This window comes from Mycobacterium sp. E740, from assembly GCF_001672895.1.
GTDB lineage: Bacteria > Actinomycetota > Actinomycetes > Mycobacteriales > Mycobacteriaceae > Mycobacterium.
This window is the reverse complement of record NZ_LZKP01000222.1, coordinates 14445-29188: the sequence shown is the minus strand read 5'-3', so window position 1 is coordinate 29188 and position 14744 is coordinate 14445. Positions and strand designations below refer to the sequence as shown.

General features: G+C 67.2%; 12 protein-coding genes. 7 read left to right on the top strand and 5 right to left on the bottom strand.

The window, feature by feature from the left end:
* The first annotated feature begins 1 nt into the window (after position 1).
* Positions 2–904 carry an aldose 1-epimerase gene (locus A5663_RS21585; RefSeq protein ID WP_068153785.1) on the top strand — a complete coding sequence of 301 codons (903 nt, stop codon included), beginning with the start codon at positions 2–4 and terminating at the stop codon, positions 902–904.
* Here the strand turns inward: A5663_RS21585 and A5663_RS21580 are convergent.
* The 4 genes from A5663_RS21580 to dnaK are packed head-to-tail and all read right to left on the bottom strand — an operon-like array spanning position 901 to position 4971.
* On the bottom strand, positions 901–1287 hold the full coding sequence (locus A5663_RS21580) for a heat shock protein transcriptional repressor HspR (RefSeq protein WP_068153784.1): 387 nt from the start codon (positions 1285–1287) through the stop codon (positions 901–903). The two genes, A5663_RS21585 and A5663_RS21580, sit on opposite strands and share 4 nt — an antisense overlap.
* A complete protein-coding gene (gene dnaJ, locus A5663_RS21575; RefSeq protein WP_068153769.1) occupies positions 1287–2468 on the bottom strand; it encodes a molecular chaperone DnaJ in 1182 nt (393 codons plus the stop codon). Before dnaJ ends, A5663_RS21580 begins: the two co-directional genes overlap by 1 nt.
* A gap of 23 nt (positions 2469–2491) precedes the next feature.
* Complete coding sequence (grpE, locus tag A5663_RS21570; protein WP_068153768.1) at positions 2492–3106, bottom strand: nucleotide exchange factor GrpE; 615 nt, start codon at positions 3104–3106, stop codon at positions 2492–2494.
* Positions 3103–4971, bottom strand: a complete 1869-nt coding sequence (gene dnaK, locus A5663_RS21565) for a molecular chaperone DnaK (protein WP_068153767.1) — start codon at positions 4969–4971, stop codon at positions 3103–3105. The genes grpE and dnaK overlap by 4 nt, the downstream gene beginning before the upstream one ends.
* A gap of 391 nt (positions 4972–5362) precedes the next feature.
* On the opposite strand from dnaK, the gene A5663_RS21560 reads away from it, so the two are divergent.
* Together A5663_RS21560 and A5663_RS21555 are read left to right on the top strand one after the other, a co-directional pair.
* A complete protein-coding gene (locus tag A5663_RS21560) occupies positions 5363–6232 on the top strand; it encodes an alpha/beta hydrolase fold domain-containing protein (protein WP_197503527.1) in 870 nt (289 codons plus the stop codon).
* A 99-nt stretch (positions 6233–6331) separates the two neighbouring features.
* Positions 6332–7156 carry an SDR family oxidoreductase gene (locus A5663_RS21555; RefSeq protein WP_231976866.1) on the top strand — a complete coding sequence of 275 codons (825 nt, stop codon included), beginning with the start codon at positions 6332–6334 and terminating at the stop codon, positions 7154–7156.
* On the opposite strand, the gene A5663_RS21550 is transcribed toward A5663_RS21555, so the two are convergent.
* Entirely contained in the window at positions 7153–8478 is a 1326-nt protein-coding gene (locus A5663_RS21550) for a CdaR family transcriptional regulator (protein ID WP_068153764.1), read from the bottom strand. The genes A5663_RS21555 and A5663_RS21550 overlap by 4 nt on opposite strands.
* Positions 8479–8593: 115 nt before the next feature.
* Between A5663_RS21550 and A5663_RS21545 the strand changes: the two genes are divergently transcribed.
* From A5663_RS21545 to A5663_RS21530, 4 genes are read left to right on the top strand one after another with little or no spacing between them, the layout of a single operon-like run.
* Entirely contained in the window at positions 8594–10075 is a 1482-nt protein-coding gene (locus A5663_RS21545) for a wax ester/triacylglycerol synthase family O-acyltransferase (protein ID WP_068153763.1), read from the top strand.
* Positions 10072–11688 carry a long-chain fatty acid--CoA ligase gene (locus A5663_RS21540; RefSeq protein WP_197503525.1) on the top strand — a complete coding sequence of 539 codons (1617 nt, stop codon included), beginning with the start codon at positions 10072–10074 and terminating at the stop codon, positions 11686–11688. Before A5663_RS21545 ends, A5663_RS21540 begins: the two co-directional genes overlap by 4 nt.
* 13 nt (positions 11689–11701) lie before the next feature.
* The gene (locus A5663_RS21535; protein WP_068153762.1) at positions 11702–12298 is read left to right on the top strand and encodes a hypothetical protein; all 597 of its coding nucleotides are present in this window, start codon (positions 11702–11704) and stop codon (positions 12296–12298) included.
* A 56-nt stretch (positions 12299–12354) separates the two neighbouring features.
* Positions 12355–14694: an arylsulfatase gene (locus tag A5663_RS21530; RefSeq protein WP_068153761.1), complete on the top strand. Its 2340-nt coding sequence runs from the start codon at positions 12355–12357 to the stop codon at positions 14692–14694.
* Positions 14695–14744: the final 50 nt, after the last annotated feature.

The following is a 14744-nucleotide window of genomic DNA, read 5'->3' as shown; positions in this document are numbered from 1 at the left end:
GATGGACGACCTCGAGACCGTCACGCTGGCGGATCCGTCGTCGTCGCTGACCGCGTCCTTCGTTCCGGCCGCCGGCATGGTGGGCGTCTCGCTTGCCGACGGCGGCGAGGAGTTCCTCGGCCAGCGTCGCGGGCTGGCCGCCTACGTCAACAACGGAAAGACGATGGGCATCCCGATCCTCTACCCGTGGGCGAACCGGTTGAGCGCGAACACCTATGAGGTCGACGGCGCCGTCGTCACCGTGAAACCCGGGACCAACGGCGTGCGCCCCGACGAACACGGCACACCGATGCACGGCGTGCTCGCGGCCTACCCCGGCTGGGAGGTCAGCGAGCGGACCGCAAACAGCCTGACCGCCGTGCTCGACTACGGTGCCGATCCCCGACTGCTCGTGTCGTTCCCGTTTCCGCACCTGCTGACCCAGCGCGTGACGCTCGACGAGCAAACGCTCACCGTCGAGACCACCGTCACGCCCGCCGCGTCGTCGTCCGTACCGCTGTGCTTCGGATATCACCCGTATCTGAAGCTGCCCGGTGTCTCCCGCGAGGAGTGGACGCTGAGCAGCCCGACGATGCGCCACCTACCCGTCGACGACAACGGCATTCCGACCGGCGCGCACGCGCCGTGGCCGGACAAGACCGAGCAACTGGGAACCACCGCATACGACGACGGCTTCGACGAGGTCCCCGACGGCGCCGTGTTCACCGTGACCGGCGGTGCGCACCGCATCGACGTGACGTTCGAAACTGGTTATCCCGCAGCGCAACTCTTCGCACCGACCAACGACGACCTGATCGCGATCGAGCCGATGGCCGCACCCACCGACGCGCTGCGGCGGGGCGGCTACCGAAAAGCGGCCCCCGGCAAGCCGGAGACCGCTCGGTTCTCGATCAGGGTCGCTTAACGTTTACTTCGCGGTTGCCACACCACGACTGCCGTGCTCTTCGGCAGCACCGCGAGATCACGGCGCTGAGCCCCGCGCAGCGAGTCGACCTCGTCGGTCAGCTCCCGCACCCTCGCCTGAAGCGCCTCCACCTGGTTCGTCAGCTCGATGATGCGCTTGATGCCCGCGAGGTTGACGCCTTCGTCCTGGCTGAGCCGCTGCACTTCACGCAGCAGGTCGACGTCGTGCTGCGAGTAGCGCCTACCTCCGCCCGAAGTACGTTGCGGGCGCACCAGCCCCAGCCGGTCATAAGTCCGCAGTGTCTGCGCGTGCATGCCCGCCAACTCGGCGGCGACGGAGATCAAAAAGGTGCGGGCCTCATCGTTCGACCGTTTCGCGGCCATCACGCACCCGCCCATCCGGCCCGCGGATCGAACCCGCTGGCCCGCTCCGCCTTCGCGTAGGCCTCCAGCGCCTCGGCGGCCTCTCCCTCGAGGTTCGGCGGCACCGCCACCTTGACGGTCACCAGCAGATCCCCGTGTCCGCCCGAGCGTTTCGGCACACCCCGTCCGCGCACCCGCAGGATGCGTCCGTCCGACGTGCCCTTCGGCACCCGAACGCCCACCTTGCCTTCCAGCGTCGGCACCGAAAGCGTTGTCCCCAAAGCCAATTCGTGGAAGCTGACGGGAATGGTGACGGTCAGGTCGTCGCCGTCGCGACCGAACACCCTGTCCGGCCGCACATGGACGGTCACGTACAGGTCGCCCGACGGTGCTCCGCGCAGACCCGCTTCGCCCTGGCCCGCCAACCGAATCCGCTGGCCGTCTTCGACGCCCGGCGGAATCCGGACGTTGATCGTGCGGGTGCGAGTCGTCACGCCTGTGCCTTTGCACTCCTGGCACGGGTGTTCGATGATCGACCCGCTGCCGCGGCATTCGGTGCACGGCTCGGAGAACCCGAACGCGCCCTGGTTGCGGTTGATCACGCCGGACCCGTTGCAGCTCGGGCAGACCTTCGGGCTGGTGCCCGGGCGCGCCCCGCTGCCGTGACAGTTCGTGCACGGCGCGGGACTGGTGAGCCGCAACGGCATCGCCACGCCCTTGGTGGCCTCGAGGAACGACAGCTCGGCCTCGGTCTCGAGGTCGTTGCCGCGGCGGGGTCTGCTGGGCCGCGGCTGCTGAGCACCGCGCCCGAAGAGCCCACCGAAGAGGTCGCCGATGTTGGCGCCGCCGGTCTGACCGGCCGCGTCGAACAGGTCGTTCAGGTTGAAGTCGCCGCCATCGGCACCGCCGAAGCCACCGAAACCACCGCCACCGCCGCCGAACCGGCCGCGGCCGAAACCGCCGTTGGCGAACAACCGCCGGGTCTCGTCGTACTCTTTGCGCTTGGCCGGATCGGTGAGCACCTCTTTGGCCTCGGATGCGGCCTTGTAGGTCTCCTCGGCCTCGGTGTTGCCCGGGTTCCGGTCCGGGTGGTTGTCGGCGAGGATCTTGCGGGCCGCCCGCTTGATCTCCTTCTCGTCGGCATCGGAGGAGACGCCGAGCACCTTGTAGAAGTCCTTCTCGACCCATTCACGCTGGGCCATACCGCGTCACCTCCTCACCTCGGTCAATCGTCGTTTGATTCTGCGGGTTGAGCACCCGCCGCGCCGGCGTTATCGCCCGCGCCGGGCACCGTGTCGACCACACCGACCATGGCGTGGCGCACGACCTGCTCGCCCACCTTGTAACCGCGTCGCATCACGGTGCCGAGCACGGGATGCGTGCCCTCACCCTCGTGCTGCACCGCTTCGTGCAGCTCAGGGTCGAACTCGTCGCCCTCGACGCCGAAGGCCGAAAGGCCCAGGCCCTCGAGCACGCTGACCAGCTTGTCGGCCATCGCCTTGAACGGTCCGCCCTCGAGGTCACCGTGGGTCCGGGCGCGGTCGAGGTCGTCGAGGATCGGCAGCAGCTGCGAGATCACCGAGGCCTTGGCCCGGTCGGCCGCCAACTGCTGATCGCGCAGCGCCCGCTTGCGGTAGTTCGTGAAATCGGCCTGCACACGCTGCAGATCGGCGAGCAGTTCGGAGGCCTTGTCGGCCTCCGCGCCCTGCGCTGCGGCGTCGCCCGGTGCCGGCCCCGAGGGGGCCGGTCCGGAACCTGCTTCTCTCACTTCACCGGTGACCGGATCGACGCGCCGTTTGTCGGTGACCGTCACCGGCTCGTGCGGATCGTTTCCCGTCACTTGTTCTCCTTGCCGCTGTCGGAGTCGTCGTCGACGACCTCGGCGTCCACGACGTTGTCGTCCGCCGGCGCACCGGCATCCGCGCCGCCGCCGGCCGCCTGCTCGGCCTGAGTGGCCTCGTAGATGGCCTGGCCGAGAGCCTGCGACTCGACGCCCAACTTCTCCATCGCCGACTTGATCTCACCGATGTCGGTGCCTTCCAGCGCCCTCTTGGCATCGGCGATCGCGGAGTCCACCTTGCTCAGCGTCTCCTCGGGAACCTTCGAACCGCCCTCGGCGCCGCGCTGATCGGAGACGAACTTCTCCGTCTGGTAGACCAGCGACTCGGCCTGGTTGCGGACGTCGGCCTCCTCGCGCCGCTTCCGGTCCTCCTCGGCGTGCGCCTCGGCGTCCTTGATCATCCGGTCGATCTCTTCCTTGGACAGGCCGGAGCCCTCCTGGATGCGGATCGTGTTCTCCTTGCCGGTGCCCTTGTCCTTCGCGGTGACGTGCACGATGCCGTTGGCGTCGATGTCGAACGTCACCTCGATCTGCGGGACACCCCGCGGAGCCGGCGGGATACCGGTCAGCTCGAAGCTGCCGAGCAGCTTGTTGTGCGCGGCGATCTCACGCTCACCCTGATACACCTGGATCTGCACCGACGGCTGGTTGTCGTCGGCGGTGGTGAACGTCTCCGAGCGCTTGGTCGGGATCGTTGTGTTGCGCTCGATCAGCTTGGTCATCACGCCACCCTTGGTCTCGATACCGAGGGACAGCGGCGTGACGTCAAGCAGCAGAACGTCTTTCACCTCACCCTTGAGCACGCCGGCCTGCAGCGCCGCTCCGACCGCGACGACCTCGTCGGGGTTGACGCCCTTGTTCGGCTCCTTGCCGCCGGTCATCTCCTTGACCAACTCGGTGACCGCGGGCATCCGCGTCGAGCCGCCGACCAGCACCACGTGGTCGATGTCGGACACCGAGATGCCGGCGTCCTTGACCACCTGCTGGAACGGCTGGCGTGTGCGGTCCAGCAGATCCTGGGTGATGCGCTGGAACTCTGCGCGCGTCAGCTGCTCGTCGAGGAACAGCGGGTTCTTGTCCGCGTCGACGGTGATGTAGGGCAGGTTGATCGACGTGCTCTGGCTGGAGCTCAGCTCGATCTTGGCCTTCTCGGCGGCCTCACGAAGCCGCTGCATCGCCATCTTGTCCTTGGTCAGGTCGATGCCTGAGGTGCCCTTGAACTTGTCGACCAGCCACTCGACGATCCGGTCGTCCCAGTCGTCGCCACCGAGGTGGTTGTCACCTGAGGTGGCACGCACCTCGACGACGCCCTCGCCGATCTCGAGCAGCGAGACGTCGAACGTGCCGCCGCCGAGGTCGAAGACCAGGATCGTCTGTTCCTTCTCGCCCTTGTCCAAGCCGTAGGCCAGGGCGGCCGCGGTCGGCTCGTTGACGATGCGCAGCACGTTGAGGCCGGCGATCTGGCCGGCTTCCTTGGTGGCCTGACGCTGGGCGTCGTTGAAGTAGGCCGGCACGGTGATGACCGCGTCGGTGATGTCCTCACCGAGGTAGCTCTCGGCGTCGCGCTTGAGCTTCTGCAGCGTACGGGCGCTGATCTCCTGCGCGGTGTACTTCTTGCCGTCGATCTCGACGGACCAGTCGGTGCCCATGTGCCGCTTGACCGAACGGATGGTCCGGTCGACGTTGGTCACCGCCTGGTTCTTGGCGGGCTGGCCGACCAGCACCTCCCCGTTGCGCGCGAACGCGACGACGGACGGCGTGGTGCGGGAGCCCTCGGAGTTTGCGACCACGACGGGATCGCCACCCTCCAGTACCGCGACGACGGAGTTGGTGGTCCCGAGGTCGATTCCGACCGCACGAGCCATAGTTGTTCCTCCTGGATAGTCCCTATTAGGTTCTGAGTGCACCTCACTCAAGCCTGCGCCGACGAACCTTACCCTGTCAACCCAGACTTGAGTCTGGCTCACTCAAGTGTCAGTGCGTCCAACGGGGTCGGTACCCGTTTTGTTCCCGCGACCTATGGAGTTGCGCGGCTCTGGAGGGGTTGGACGCAGCTTGCCGGGGCGCCTGTTGTGTTCGCGCCACAAGAACCCCCCGGAGTTTCGTCCAGTCGCGACGAGCGAGTGCGCTGAGCGGTAGCTAACTTCTGGTCAGACAATCAGTGCCGTGATGACGAACCGACTGCCGCAGCGAAAGACGAAGAGGACGATGCCCGTAGCCCCGAGGCGCCGAGCCGGCACATGGCTCGCCGCCCAGTTGGCGCAGCGCCTGCTGCCGCTCATCCGCACCCAGCGCAACTTCCACTTCGCCACCCGCCAGGTCGCAGCTCCGGCGACTGTCGACGTGCCGACGCGTCACGGAACCGTCCGGTGCCTGGTCTACCGACCGCATCCAGACGCGCCCCTTGCCAAGGCCAGCCCAGACGGCCCTCCAGTCCACTTGCATTTGCATGGCGGCGCATTCATCGTGCGCAATCCGCGGCAGGAGGAGTACATCGCGCAATTCATCGCCTCGGAGGTCGGCGCGGTGGTCGTGCTGGCTGACTACGCGACGGCGCCCCAATCTCGATATCCGGTGGCCGAACACCAATGCTTCGATGTCGCGCGCTGGCTGCGCGCCGAGGCTTACGCACGCGGGTGGGATGTCTCTCGAATATCGGTGTCCGGCGCAAGCGCGGGGGCGAAGCTGGCGCTCAACGTATGCCAGCAGGCACACTCTGGCGGCGAATTCGCCCTGCGCGCAGCGGTGTTGGCCTTCCCAGTCGTCGACCTCTCCCGCACCGATCGGACGTCCGCTAAGAAGCGCCCACGGATCTCACCGCTGATCCAGCGCCTCGCCATCGATGCCTACGTCGTCGACCCGAGCCTCCGCCACCAGCCGCTGGCGTCCCCTGTGTTCGACGCCGGACTGCCGGACGCCTTGCCGCCTACGCTGATCATGACCGGAGAGCTCGACACCCTTGGCCCCGAAGGCGACGATCTCGCAGCACAATTGGCTCGCAGCGGTGTCGCGACCACCCACCACCGCTTCGCGGCCACGGACCATGGATTCACCAAGTCGCAAACCGCGACCGCCCACGCGGCGATGAAACTCATTGGCGCCCACCTCGTCCGGCACTTGGCGTGAGCGCAACGGCGGACCGTTGTCGCTGCGAAACAACGGACGACGAACATGTTGGCGCATTAGTACGAGCAATCCGCCGCGATGCCGCCCTAGCGTCTTCTCATGCCTAGATCTCGGATGCAACTGAATGGTCGACGCGCTCTGGTCACCGGCGCGACGGGAGGGCTCGGTCAGGCCATCGCACGCGAGCTGGCGTCGCGCGGATGCGAGCTGACGGTCACGGGTCGGCGCGACTTGGAGCTCAAGCGATTGGTCGACGAACTCGGACCGACCACGCGAGGGTTCACCGCGGACCTCACCAACCTTGACGAGGTGCGCGATGTGATGGACCGCGCGGGGCCGGTGGATTTGCTCGTCGCCAATGCCGGCGTCGGCATCCCACACGATCTCGCGATGTTGAGCGACATCGAGATCGAGGAAGCGATCCGCATCAACCTGCTGGCTCCGGCGGCTCTCGCGCGCGCGGCGCTGGCCCCGATGATGCAGCGTGGTCAAGGGCACATCGTGTTCATCTCATCGGGAGCGGGCCTGATTGCGACACCGGGAAACGGCACCGTGTACACCGCCACCAAGTGGGGGCTGCGCGGGCTCGGCCTCGCCCTACGACAGGAACTGTACGGCACACGCGTCGGTGTCTCCACGATCTTTCCCGGACCCATCCGCGATGCCGGGATGCTGGCGGACACCGGGGTGGCCCTGCCGCGTGGGTTCAGTACGAGTTCGCCGCAGGATGTCGCGCGGGCGGTGGTCCGGGCGATCGAGCAGGACAAACCGGAGACGACGGTCGCGTCGGCCAGTGTGCGCCTCCTCGTCGCGGTCGGCGCCGTCGCCCCGGTCCGGATAGGCGAACTCGCCCGGTTGGCCGGAGTGGGACGCGTTCGCGACGCAATGCTTGGCCGCGTCGAGCCGGTTCGAGCTGACCGCTAGTTGGCCGGCCGCAGCGAACCGGCGTCGGTGAGAACCGCTGCCGCGGAGTCGGGCGGCTCGGCGATTAGTTCGGCCAGTGCCAAGGCGGCGCGCAGTTCGAGGGTGCGCTTGTCCAACGATCGCCCCAGCAGCTCCTCGGCCTGGCGAATCCGGTAGGCGACGGTGTTTTCGTGGACGTGGAGCCGCTTGGCGGTTCGTCCGCGACTGCAGTTCTCGTCGAGATAGGTGCGCAGCGTGGCCGCCAGCCGGCGGGTGGTTCCATCCGTCGACCCCAAGCGGCCCAACTCGCGTCGCACGAAAACCACGGCCTGCTGGATGTCGACACTGGCGAGGGCGCGCAGCGAGATGTTGTGGTAGCGGGTGACGCTGCCCACGGGGCGCTTGGTCAGCTGGGCGATTCGCCGGGCTTCGAGCGCCTCGAGATGGCTGGCCCGAAAGCCCGCGATACCGCGCGCGGGTTCGCCGACGGCGACTCGCACGCCGGGTGCCGTGGCAGTCCGAAATCGCAACTCATCCAAGACTTTTGACGGGACGTCGCTGTGAGAGCCGAGCCAGGCCGCGACCGACAGGATGCCGAGACTGTGCACGACGGGTTTCTGATCGCCGATCACGGCGCCGATGTCGCGGACGGCGGCTTCCAGGAGGGCCTGGGTGTTGCGCCCTTCTTCGTGGGATTCGAGCCAGGCGATCGCGGCGACGTGCACACGGCGAACGTCCTGGCGGAGCCGCCTGCTCGCCACCTCACTGTCGATCGGCCGTCCGGCCAGGATGGTGTCGATGGTCTCGGCCTGGCTCGCTGCGGCGGTGCGCAGCCAACGGTCACGCTCGGCGGTGTACACCTCCTCGACGCGACACAGCGCGGCGTCGACGTAGGCGAACATCCACGCCGAGCCCAACTCGGCTGCCGAGTTGCGCTGCTCGGCATTGCGCGCGTGTGTCTCCAGGATCGCGTTGAAGTGGCGCGATGTCGCGGCGTGTGCGAGCCGATAACTGCGCATCAACGTGGTCAGCGGTACGCCGTGCTGCGCGCCGTCTCGGGCATAGGCGAGAGTCGGCGGGGTCAGCCGCACCGCCTCGGCAGGATCGGCCCCGGCCTGCAGCACCTGGGCGAAGTCGCGAATGCTGGCTTCGGTGCTCGCGCGGTTCACCTCGAGCGCCTCCGCGCTGGCGAGCAACTCGGGCAACCGCTCGCTGGTGTAGTCATTCACCGCGCACGAGATCTCACCGGCTCGCTCCGCCAGTTCAGCGGCTGCCGGACACAGCACCGCCGACCACACGTGCCGCTCGTCATCGCCGCGCACGCCCGTCCAGGCCGGCTCCATGGGTTGCACGGTATCGCCGCGTCCCTGCCGCGGTGCGCAAATTCCACAACGACCGGCCACAACGTTGGCGCTCGCAGACAAGAGAAAGCTCGGCTGCGAGACGGACCATCGTCACATGCGACAACTGACCAGCCTCGACGCCCAGTTCCTGGCCATGGAGAACGACCGCGTCCAGGGCCACGTCAGCGTGCTCGGGATCTACGACTCCCACACCGCAGCCGGTCGACCCCTGGATGCATCCCTGGTTCGGGACGTGATCAGTGAACGACTGCATCTGCTGCCCACCTTTCGCTGGCGGCTGGCGAAAGTCCCGTTCGCCCTTGACTACCCGTACTGGGTCGACGACGGCACCTTCGACATCGAGTACCACGTCCGCGAGCTGGCGCTGCCCTCGCCCGGCGACACGCGCCAGCTCGCCGAACAGGTGGCGCGCATCATCGGCCGCCAGCTCGACCGGGCGCGGCCGCTGTGGGAGGTGTACGTGATCCACGGACTCGACGACGGCCTCAAAGATGGCGCAGTCGCGGTACTGACGAAAATGCATCACGCCGCGGTCGACGGCGTCTCCGGCGCCGAGGTGATGAGCATCCTGCTCGATGACACGACCGGGCGCGAGCGGGAACCGGCGCCCGCAGTCGTCGCGGAGAGCTTTCCGTCCGAAGTGGAGATGCTCGGCCGCGGCCTGGTCGGCCTGATGCGTCAGCCGCTACGGGTCCTGCGTGCGGGGCCGACGGCATTGCCGCATCTCGACGACGTCCCGACGATTCGACATCTGCCCGGCGTGAAGGCCATCGCGCGCAGCGGCCGGCTGGTCAAGCGAGCCGTGGGCGCCGACACCAACGGAGCGAGCCTGCGGGTCCGCGACGTCACGGCGCCGCGGACCCGATTCCAGGCCCGCGTCTCGCCCCACCGCCGCGTCGCCTTCGCCTCGCTGCCGCTGGCCGAGGTCAAGGCCATCAAGAACACGCTCGGCTGCACAGTCAACGACGTCGTGCTGGCGATCTGCACCGCCGGGCTGCGGTCCTGGCTGGGTGAACGGGCAGAGCTGCCGGACCGACCGCTCGCCAGTTTCATTCCGATGTCCGTGCGCACACCGGAACAGAAGGGCACCTTCGGCAATCGGGTCTCGGTGATGATCACCGAGCTCCCGACCGACGAGGCCGATCCCGTCGAGCGCTTGCGCCGCATCAACGACGCGATGAGCGATGCCAAGGAGCGACACCGCGCGTTGCCGGCGTCGTTGCTGCAGGACGCGAACCACTTCATTCCACCGGCCCTGTTCGCACAGGCGGCCCGTGCCACGTCCCGGTTGGCAGGCGTGCGCGGCCTGAATCAGCCGGCCAACGTGATGATTTCGAACGTCCCGGGTCCGTCGACCCCGTTGTATCTGGGTGGTGCCCGTCAACGCGCGCAGTTCCCGGTCTCCGGCGTGCTGGACGGGATCGGCATCAACATCACCGTGATGAGCTACCAGGACTCGCTGGAGTTCGGGATCGTCGTCGACCGCGAGCTCGTCGACGACCCGTGGCAGATCCTCGACGCCCTGCGGGCAGGCCTGGACGAGCTGCGTGACGCCGCGGGGAGGGCGGCGTCATGACCGCAAACATGTTGAGCAGCAACAGCATGGACGACTACGGACTCACCCTGACCCGCATCGTCGAACGCGCCGAGCGGTTCCACGCCGATCGGGACGTCGTCTCCCGGCGCCCGTCAGGGGCGATCTCGCGCACCACCTTCGGCGCGTGCGCTGACCGAGCCCGGCGCCTGGCCGGCGCGTTTGCGGAACTCGGTGTGCGCGAAGGGGACCCGGTGGCCACGCTGTTGTGGAACCAGAGCGAACACCTGGAGTTGTACTTCGCCGTTCCAGCTATGGGCGCCGTCATCCACACGCTCAACCCCCGGCTGTGCCCGGAGGAGCTCGCCTACATCGTCGACGACGCCGACGACAACGTGATCGTCGTCGACGAGTCGCTGCTGGACGTGTTCGAAAGCTTCCGTGCCGGTCGCGAGTTCCCGCACGTCATCGTCGTCACGCGCACCGGCGAGGCCCCTGCCGGAACGTTGGACTACGAGGCCCTGCTGGCGGGCGCCGAGCCCGTCGAGTGGCCCTCGTTGGACGAAAATCGCGCGGCGGCCATGTGTTACACGTCTGGCACCACCGGCCGGCCGAAAGGTGTCGTGTACTCGCACCGGGCGCTCGCCCTGCACTCGCTCGTTGCGGCGCTGCCGGACCAGCTTGCGGTATCGGCGAGGGACACGGTCCTTCCCATCGTGCCGATGTTTCACGCCAACGCCTGGGGCCTGCCGTACGCCGCGGCGCTGGCCGGCGCCCGCCTGGTTCTGCCGGGACCCCGTCTCGACGCGACAAGCGTGCTCGACCTGTGCGCCGATGAGCGGGTCACCATGACGGCGGGTGTGCCGACCGTGTGGATGGGGATGCTCGCGGCGCTCGATGCCGAACCGGGCAAGTGGAACTTATCGGAGCTCGACCGGCTGATTGTCGGCGGCGCCGCCGTGCCGCGGTCGATGTTCGAAGGGTTCGACCGCCACGGCCTCACCGTCATCCAGGCGTGGGGAATGACCGAGACCGCACCCTTGGGCGCGGTCTGCCGCCTGACCACACGCCTCGATGAGGGCGAGCGCGACGAGCAGTACGGCTACCGCAGCCGCCAAGGCGCCGCGAGCCCGTTCTTCGACATCCGGGCCCGTGACGACACCGGTGAAGTCATCGCGTGGGACGACGCGGCCATGGGTGAACTCGAGGTGCGTGGCCCCTGGGTGGCGACGGGCTACCACGGCGGCCGAGGTGCCGACAGTTTCACCGCCGACGGCTGGTTCAGGACCGGCGATGTGGTGCGCATCGATCCGCACGGCTGTATCCGGATCTGCGACCGCTCAAAGGATCTCGTCAAGTCCGGCGGTGAGTGGATCTCCTCGGTCGACCTGGAGAACCAGCTCATGTCGCATCACGCCGTTGCGCAGGCCGCCGTGATCGCCGTACCCGACGACCGCTGGGGCGAGCGCCCTCTGGCCGTCGTGGTGCTACATGAAAGCGGCCAGGTCACTACCGACGAGCTACGCACACATCTGGCCCACGAGTTTGCCAAGTGGCAGTTGCCGGACCGCTTCGAGTTCGTGGCGGCGATTCCGTGCACCGCCACCGGCAAGTTCAAGAAATCCGAACTGCGAAACCTGTTCACCACGCCCTGAAAGGAACCCGAACATGAGCCGCTTCGACATCACCCAGACCAACCGCGCCGTGGAGCGCCTGATCGAGACCACGGACAACCCGCGTCATCTGTACCTGCTGCACGCTTACAACCGGCATCGTTACCTGGAAATGGCCGGGCGCTACGAAGAGATCTTCGCTCCGGACATGACGGTGGAAAAGCCGGTGTACCACTTCAACATGCTCGGCAAGAGCGTCACCGTCGAAGGCACCGAGGCGGTCAAGGCGCTCTACCGTGAATGGAGCGGCACAGCGCAGTGCGTCTTCTACGCCGATGACGAGAGGTTGGCGATCAGCGACGAAATGATCGTTTCGACGTCGTTGATCTACCAGCAGACGCCGGGGCGGGTTCTGATTGCCGAGGGCCTACCGGTGGACCCCGACGCCACCTATCTTGTGAAAACCGCCGAGCACATGATCTGGCCCTATGAGCGGGGCCTGCTGGTCGGCGAAGACGTCTGGGAGTACGACGAATCGGCGCGGGAAGTCATCGAGCTCGAGCCCACCGATGTTCTCACCGTCGAACAGTCCGCGAGGCTGCTCGATCCCCTGATCAAGCCACTGCCGGAGCACAATCCGTTCCTCGGGTGAGCGCCACGATGACTGTCTAAAGTGACAACGTCAGCGAAACCGGCGAAAGGACGGCAATGGCCGACGGCGTAGGCAACGACGCGGTGGCTCCGAAACTGCCGGGCGGCGAGGTGCTGCCGTTCGCGGCCGTCCCGTCGGCCAGTGTCGCGGGCCGCACACTGGGCGAATCCACCTACACCCAGCGGGTGGTGCCACGTCGCCTGCACGACGATGCTCCCAACATCGTCATCGTGCTGATCGACGACGCCGGGCCGGGCCTGCCGACGACGTTCGGCGGCGAGGTCCGCACCGACACCATGGATCGCGTCTGCGCGGAAGGATTGTCTTACAACAGGTTCCACACCACCGCGATGTGTTCGCCCACCCGGGCGTCGTTGCTGACCGGGCGTAACCACCACGAGATCGGCAACGGCCAGATCGCCGAGCTGGCAAACGACTGGGACGGGTATGCGGGCAAGATCCCGCGCTCCAGTGCCACGGTCGCGGAGGTGCTCAAACAGTATGGGTATGCCACCTCGGCGTTCGGGAAGTGGCACAACACCCCCGCCGAGGAGACGACGGCCGCCGGGCCGTTCGAGAACTGGCCGACCGGTTTGGGTTTCGAGTACTTCTACGGGTTCCTGGCCGGCGAGGCCTCGCAGTACGAGCCGCATCTGGTGCGCAACACCACCGTCGTCGCCCCGCCTCGGACACCGGAAGAGGGGTATCACCTGTCGGAGGACCTGGCCGACGACGCCATCGCGTGGTTGCGCAGGCACAAGGCGTTCAACGCCGACAAACCGTTCTTCATGTATTGGGCCAGCGGCTGTCTGCACGGCCCGCACCACATCATGAAGGAATGGGCCGACAAGTACGCCGGCAGGTTCGACGACGGCTGGGACGCGTACCGGGAGCGCGTGTTCGCCCGCGCCAAGGAGAACGGCTGGATCCCGCCCGACTGTCAGCTCACCGAGCGCGATGATTCGTTGGCCTCCTGGGACAGCATCCCTGACGACGAGAAGCCCTTTCAGCGTCGTCTCATGGAGGTGGCCGCCGGCTACGCCGAGCACGTCGACGTACAAGTCGGCAGAATCTCCGACGAACTCGACCGCCTCGGGTATGGCGAGAACACGCTGTTCTTCTACATCTGGGGCGACAACGGCTCCTCGGGCGAGGGGCAGAACGGCACGATCGCCGAACTGTTGGCGCAGAACGGCATTCCCACCACCGTGCGCCAACACATCGACGCCCTCGACGAGCTGGGCGGGTTGGATGTGCTGGGCTCTGCACTGGTCGACAACCAGTACCACGCCGCGTGGGCGTGGGCGGGTAGTACGCCCTACAAGGGCATGAAGCTGCTTGCCTCCCACCTCGGCGGCACCCGCAACCCGATGGCGGTCAAATGGCCGACCAAGATCACGCCCGACCCCGCACCGCGCGACGTGTTCGTGCACTGCAATGACGTCGTTCCCACCATCTACGACATCGTCGGTGTCCAGCCACCGCGGGTCGTCCACGGCGAGCCGCAGATCCCGCTCGCCGGAGCGAGTTTCGCGCACACGCTCACCGACCGGTCCGCGCCGGGCGGAAAGAAGACGCAGTACTTCGAGATCATGGGCAGCCGCGCCATCTACCACGACGGGTGGATGGCGTGCGCGCGCGGGCCGCGGCTGCCGTGGGTTCCCGGACAGCCCGAGGGCATCGCCACCTGGACCCCCGACGACGACACCTGGGAGCTGTATCACCTCGACGAAGACTGGTCGCAGGCAAACGATCTCGCGGCCCAGCACCCCGACAAGCTCACCGAGATGCGGGAGGTGTTCGCCATCGAAGCGGCCCGGAATTCGGTGCTGCCGATCGGCGGTGGTTTGTGGGTGCCGGTGTATCACCCCGAGTTGCGGATCGCCCCGCCCTACCGGGAGTGGGAGTTTTCCGGGGACACGGTGCGCATGCCCGAATTCTGCGCACCGTCGTTGGGCAACAAGAACAACGTCGTCGCCATCGATGCCGACATTCCCGCCAACGCCAACGGCGTGCTGTACGCCCTTGGAGCGGCCGCCGGCGGGCTGACGTGCTACCTCGACGGAGGCCACTTGTGCTACGAGTACAACTTGTTCATCCTCTCGCGCACCAAGATCCGATCCTCCGAGAAGCTTCGGCCGGGACGCACCACGATCACCGTGCAGACGCGGTATGCCGAGCAGCGCCCCGCCGGACCGCTCGATATCACGCTGGCGGTCGACGGGAACACCGTGGCGTTCGGGCAGGTTCCGGTCAGTGCGCCGCTGTTGTTCACCGCCAATGACTGCCTCGACATCGGTACCTGCCTCGGCTCGCCGGTATCGCTGGACTATCGCGATCGCGCTCCGTTCCCGTTCGAGGGGCTCATCCATCGCGTCCACGTCGCCTACACCTGACAGCTGCAGTGCGGTCGGTGAAGAGAACGGCTTGCTTAGTTAGCTAGGTC

Coding starts and splice junctions, on each gene's coding strand:
- A5663_RS21585 (WP_068153785.1), top strand. CDS start 2: ATGGACGACCTCGAGACCGTCACGCTGGCGGATCCGTCGTCGTCGCTG.
- A5663_RS21580 (WP_068153784.1), bottom strand. CDS start 1,287: ATGGCCGCGAAACGGTCGAACGATGAGGCCCGCACCTTTTTGATCTCC.
- dnaJ (WP_068153769.1), bottom strand. CDS start 2,468: ATGGCCCAGCGTGAATGGGTCGAGAAGGACTTCTACAAGGTGCTCGGC.
- dnaK (WP_068153767.1), bottom strand. CDS start 4,971: ATGGCTCGTGCGGTCGGAATCGACCTCGGGACCACCAACTCCGTCGTC.
- A5663_RS21555 (WP_231976866.1), top strand. CDS start 6,332: ATGCCTAGATCTCGGATGCAACTGAATGGTCGACGCGCTCTGGTCACC.
- A5663_RS21550 (WP_068153764.1), bottom strand. CDS start 8,478: ATGGAGCCGGCCTGGACGGGCGTGCGCGGCGATGACGAGCGGCACGTG.
- A5663_RS21545 (WP_068153763.1), top strand. CDS start 8,594: ATGCGACAACTGACCAGCCTCGACGCCCAGTTCCTGGCCATGGAGAAC.
- A5663_RS21540 (WP_197503525.1), top strand. CDS start 10,072: ATGACCGCAAACATGTTGAGCAGCAACAGCATGGACGACTACGGACTC.
- A5663_RS21535 (WP_068153762.1), top strand. CDS start 11,702: ATGAGCCGCTTCGACATCACCCAGACCAACCGCGCCGTGGAGCGCCTG.
- A5663_RS21530 (WP_068153761.1), top strand. CDS start 12,355: ATGGCCGACGGCGTAGGCAACGACGCGGTGGCTCCGAAACTGCCGGGC.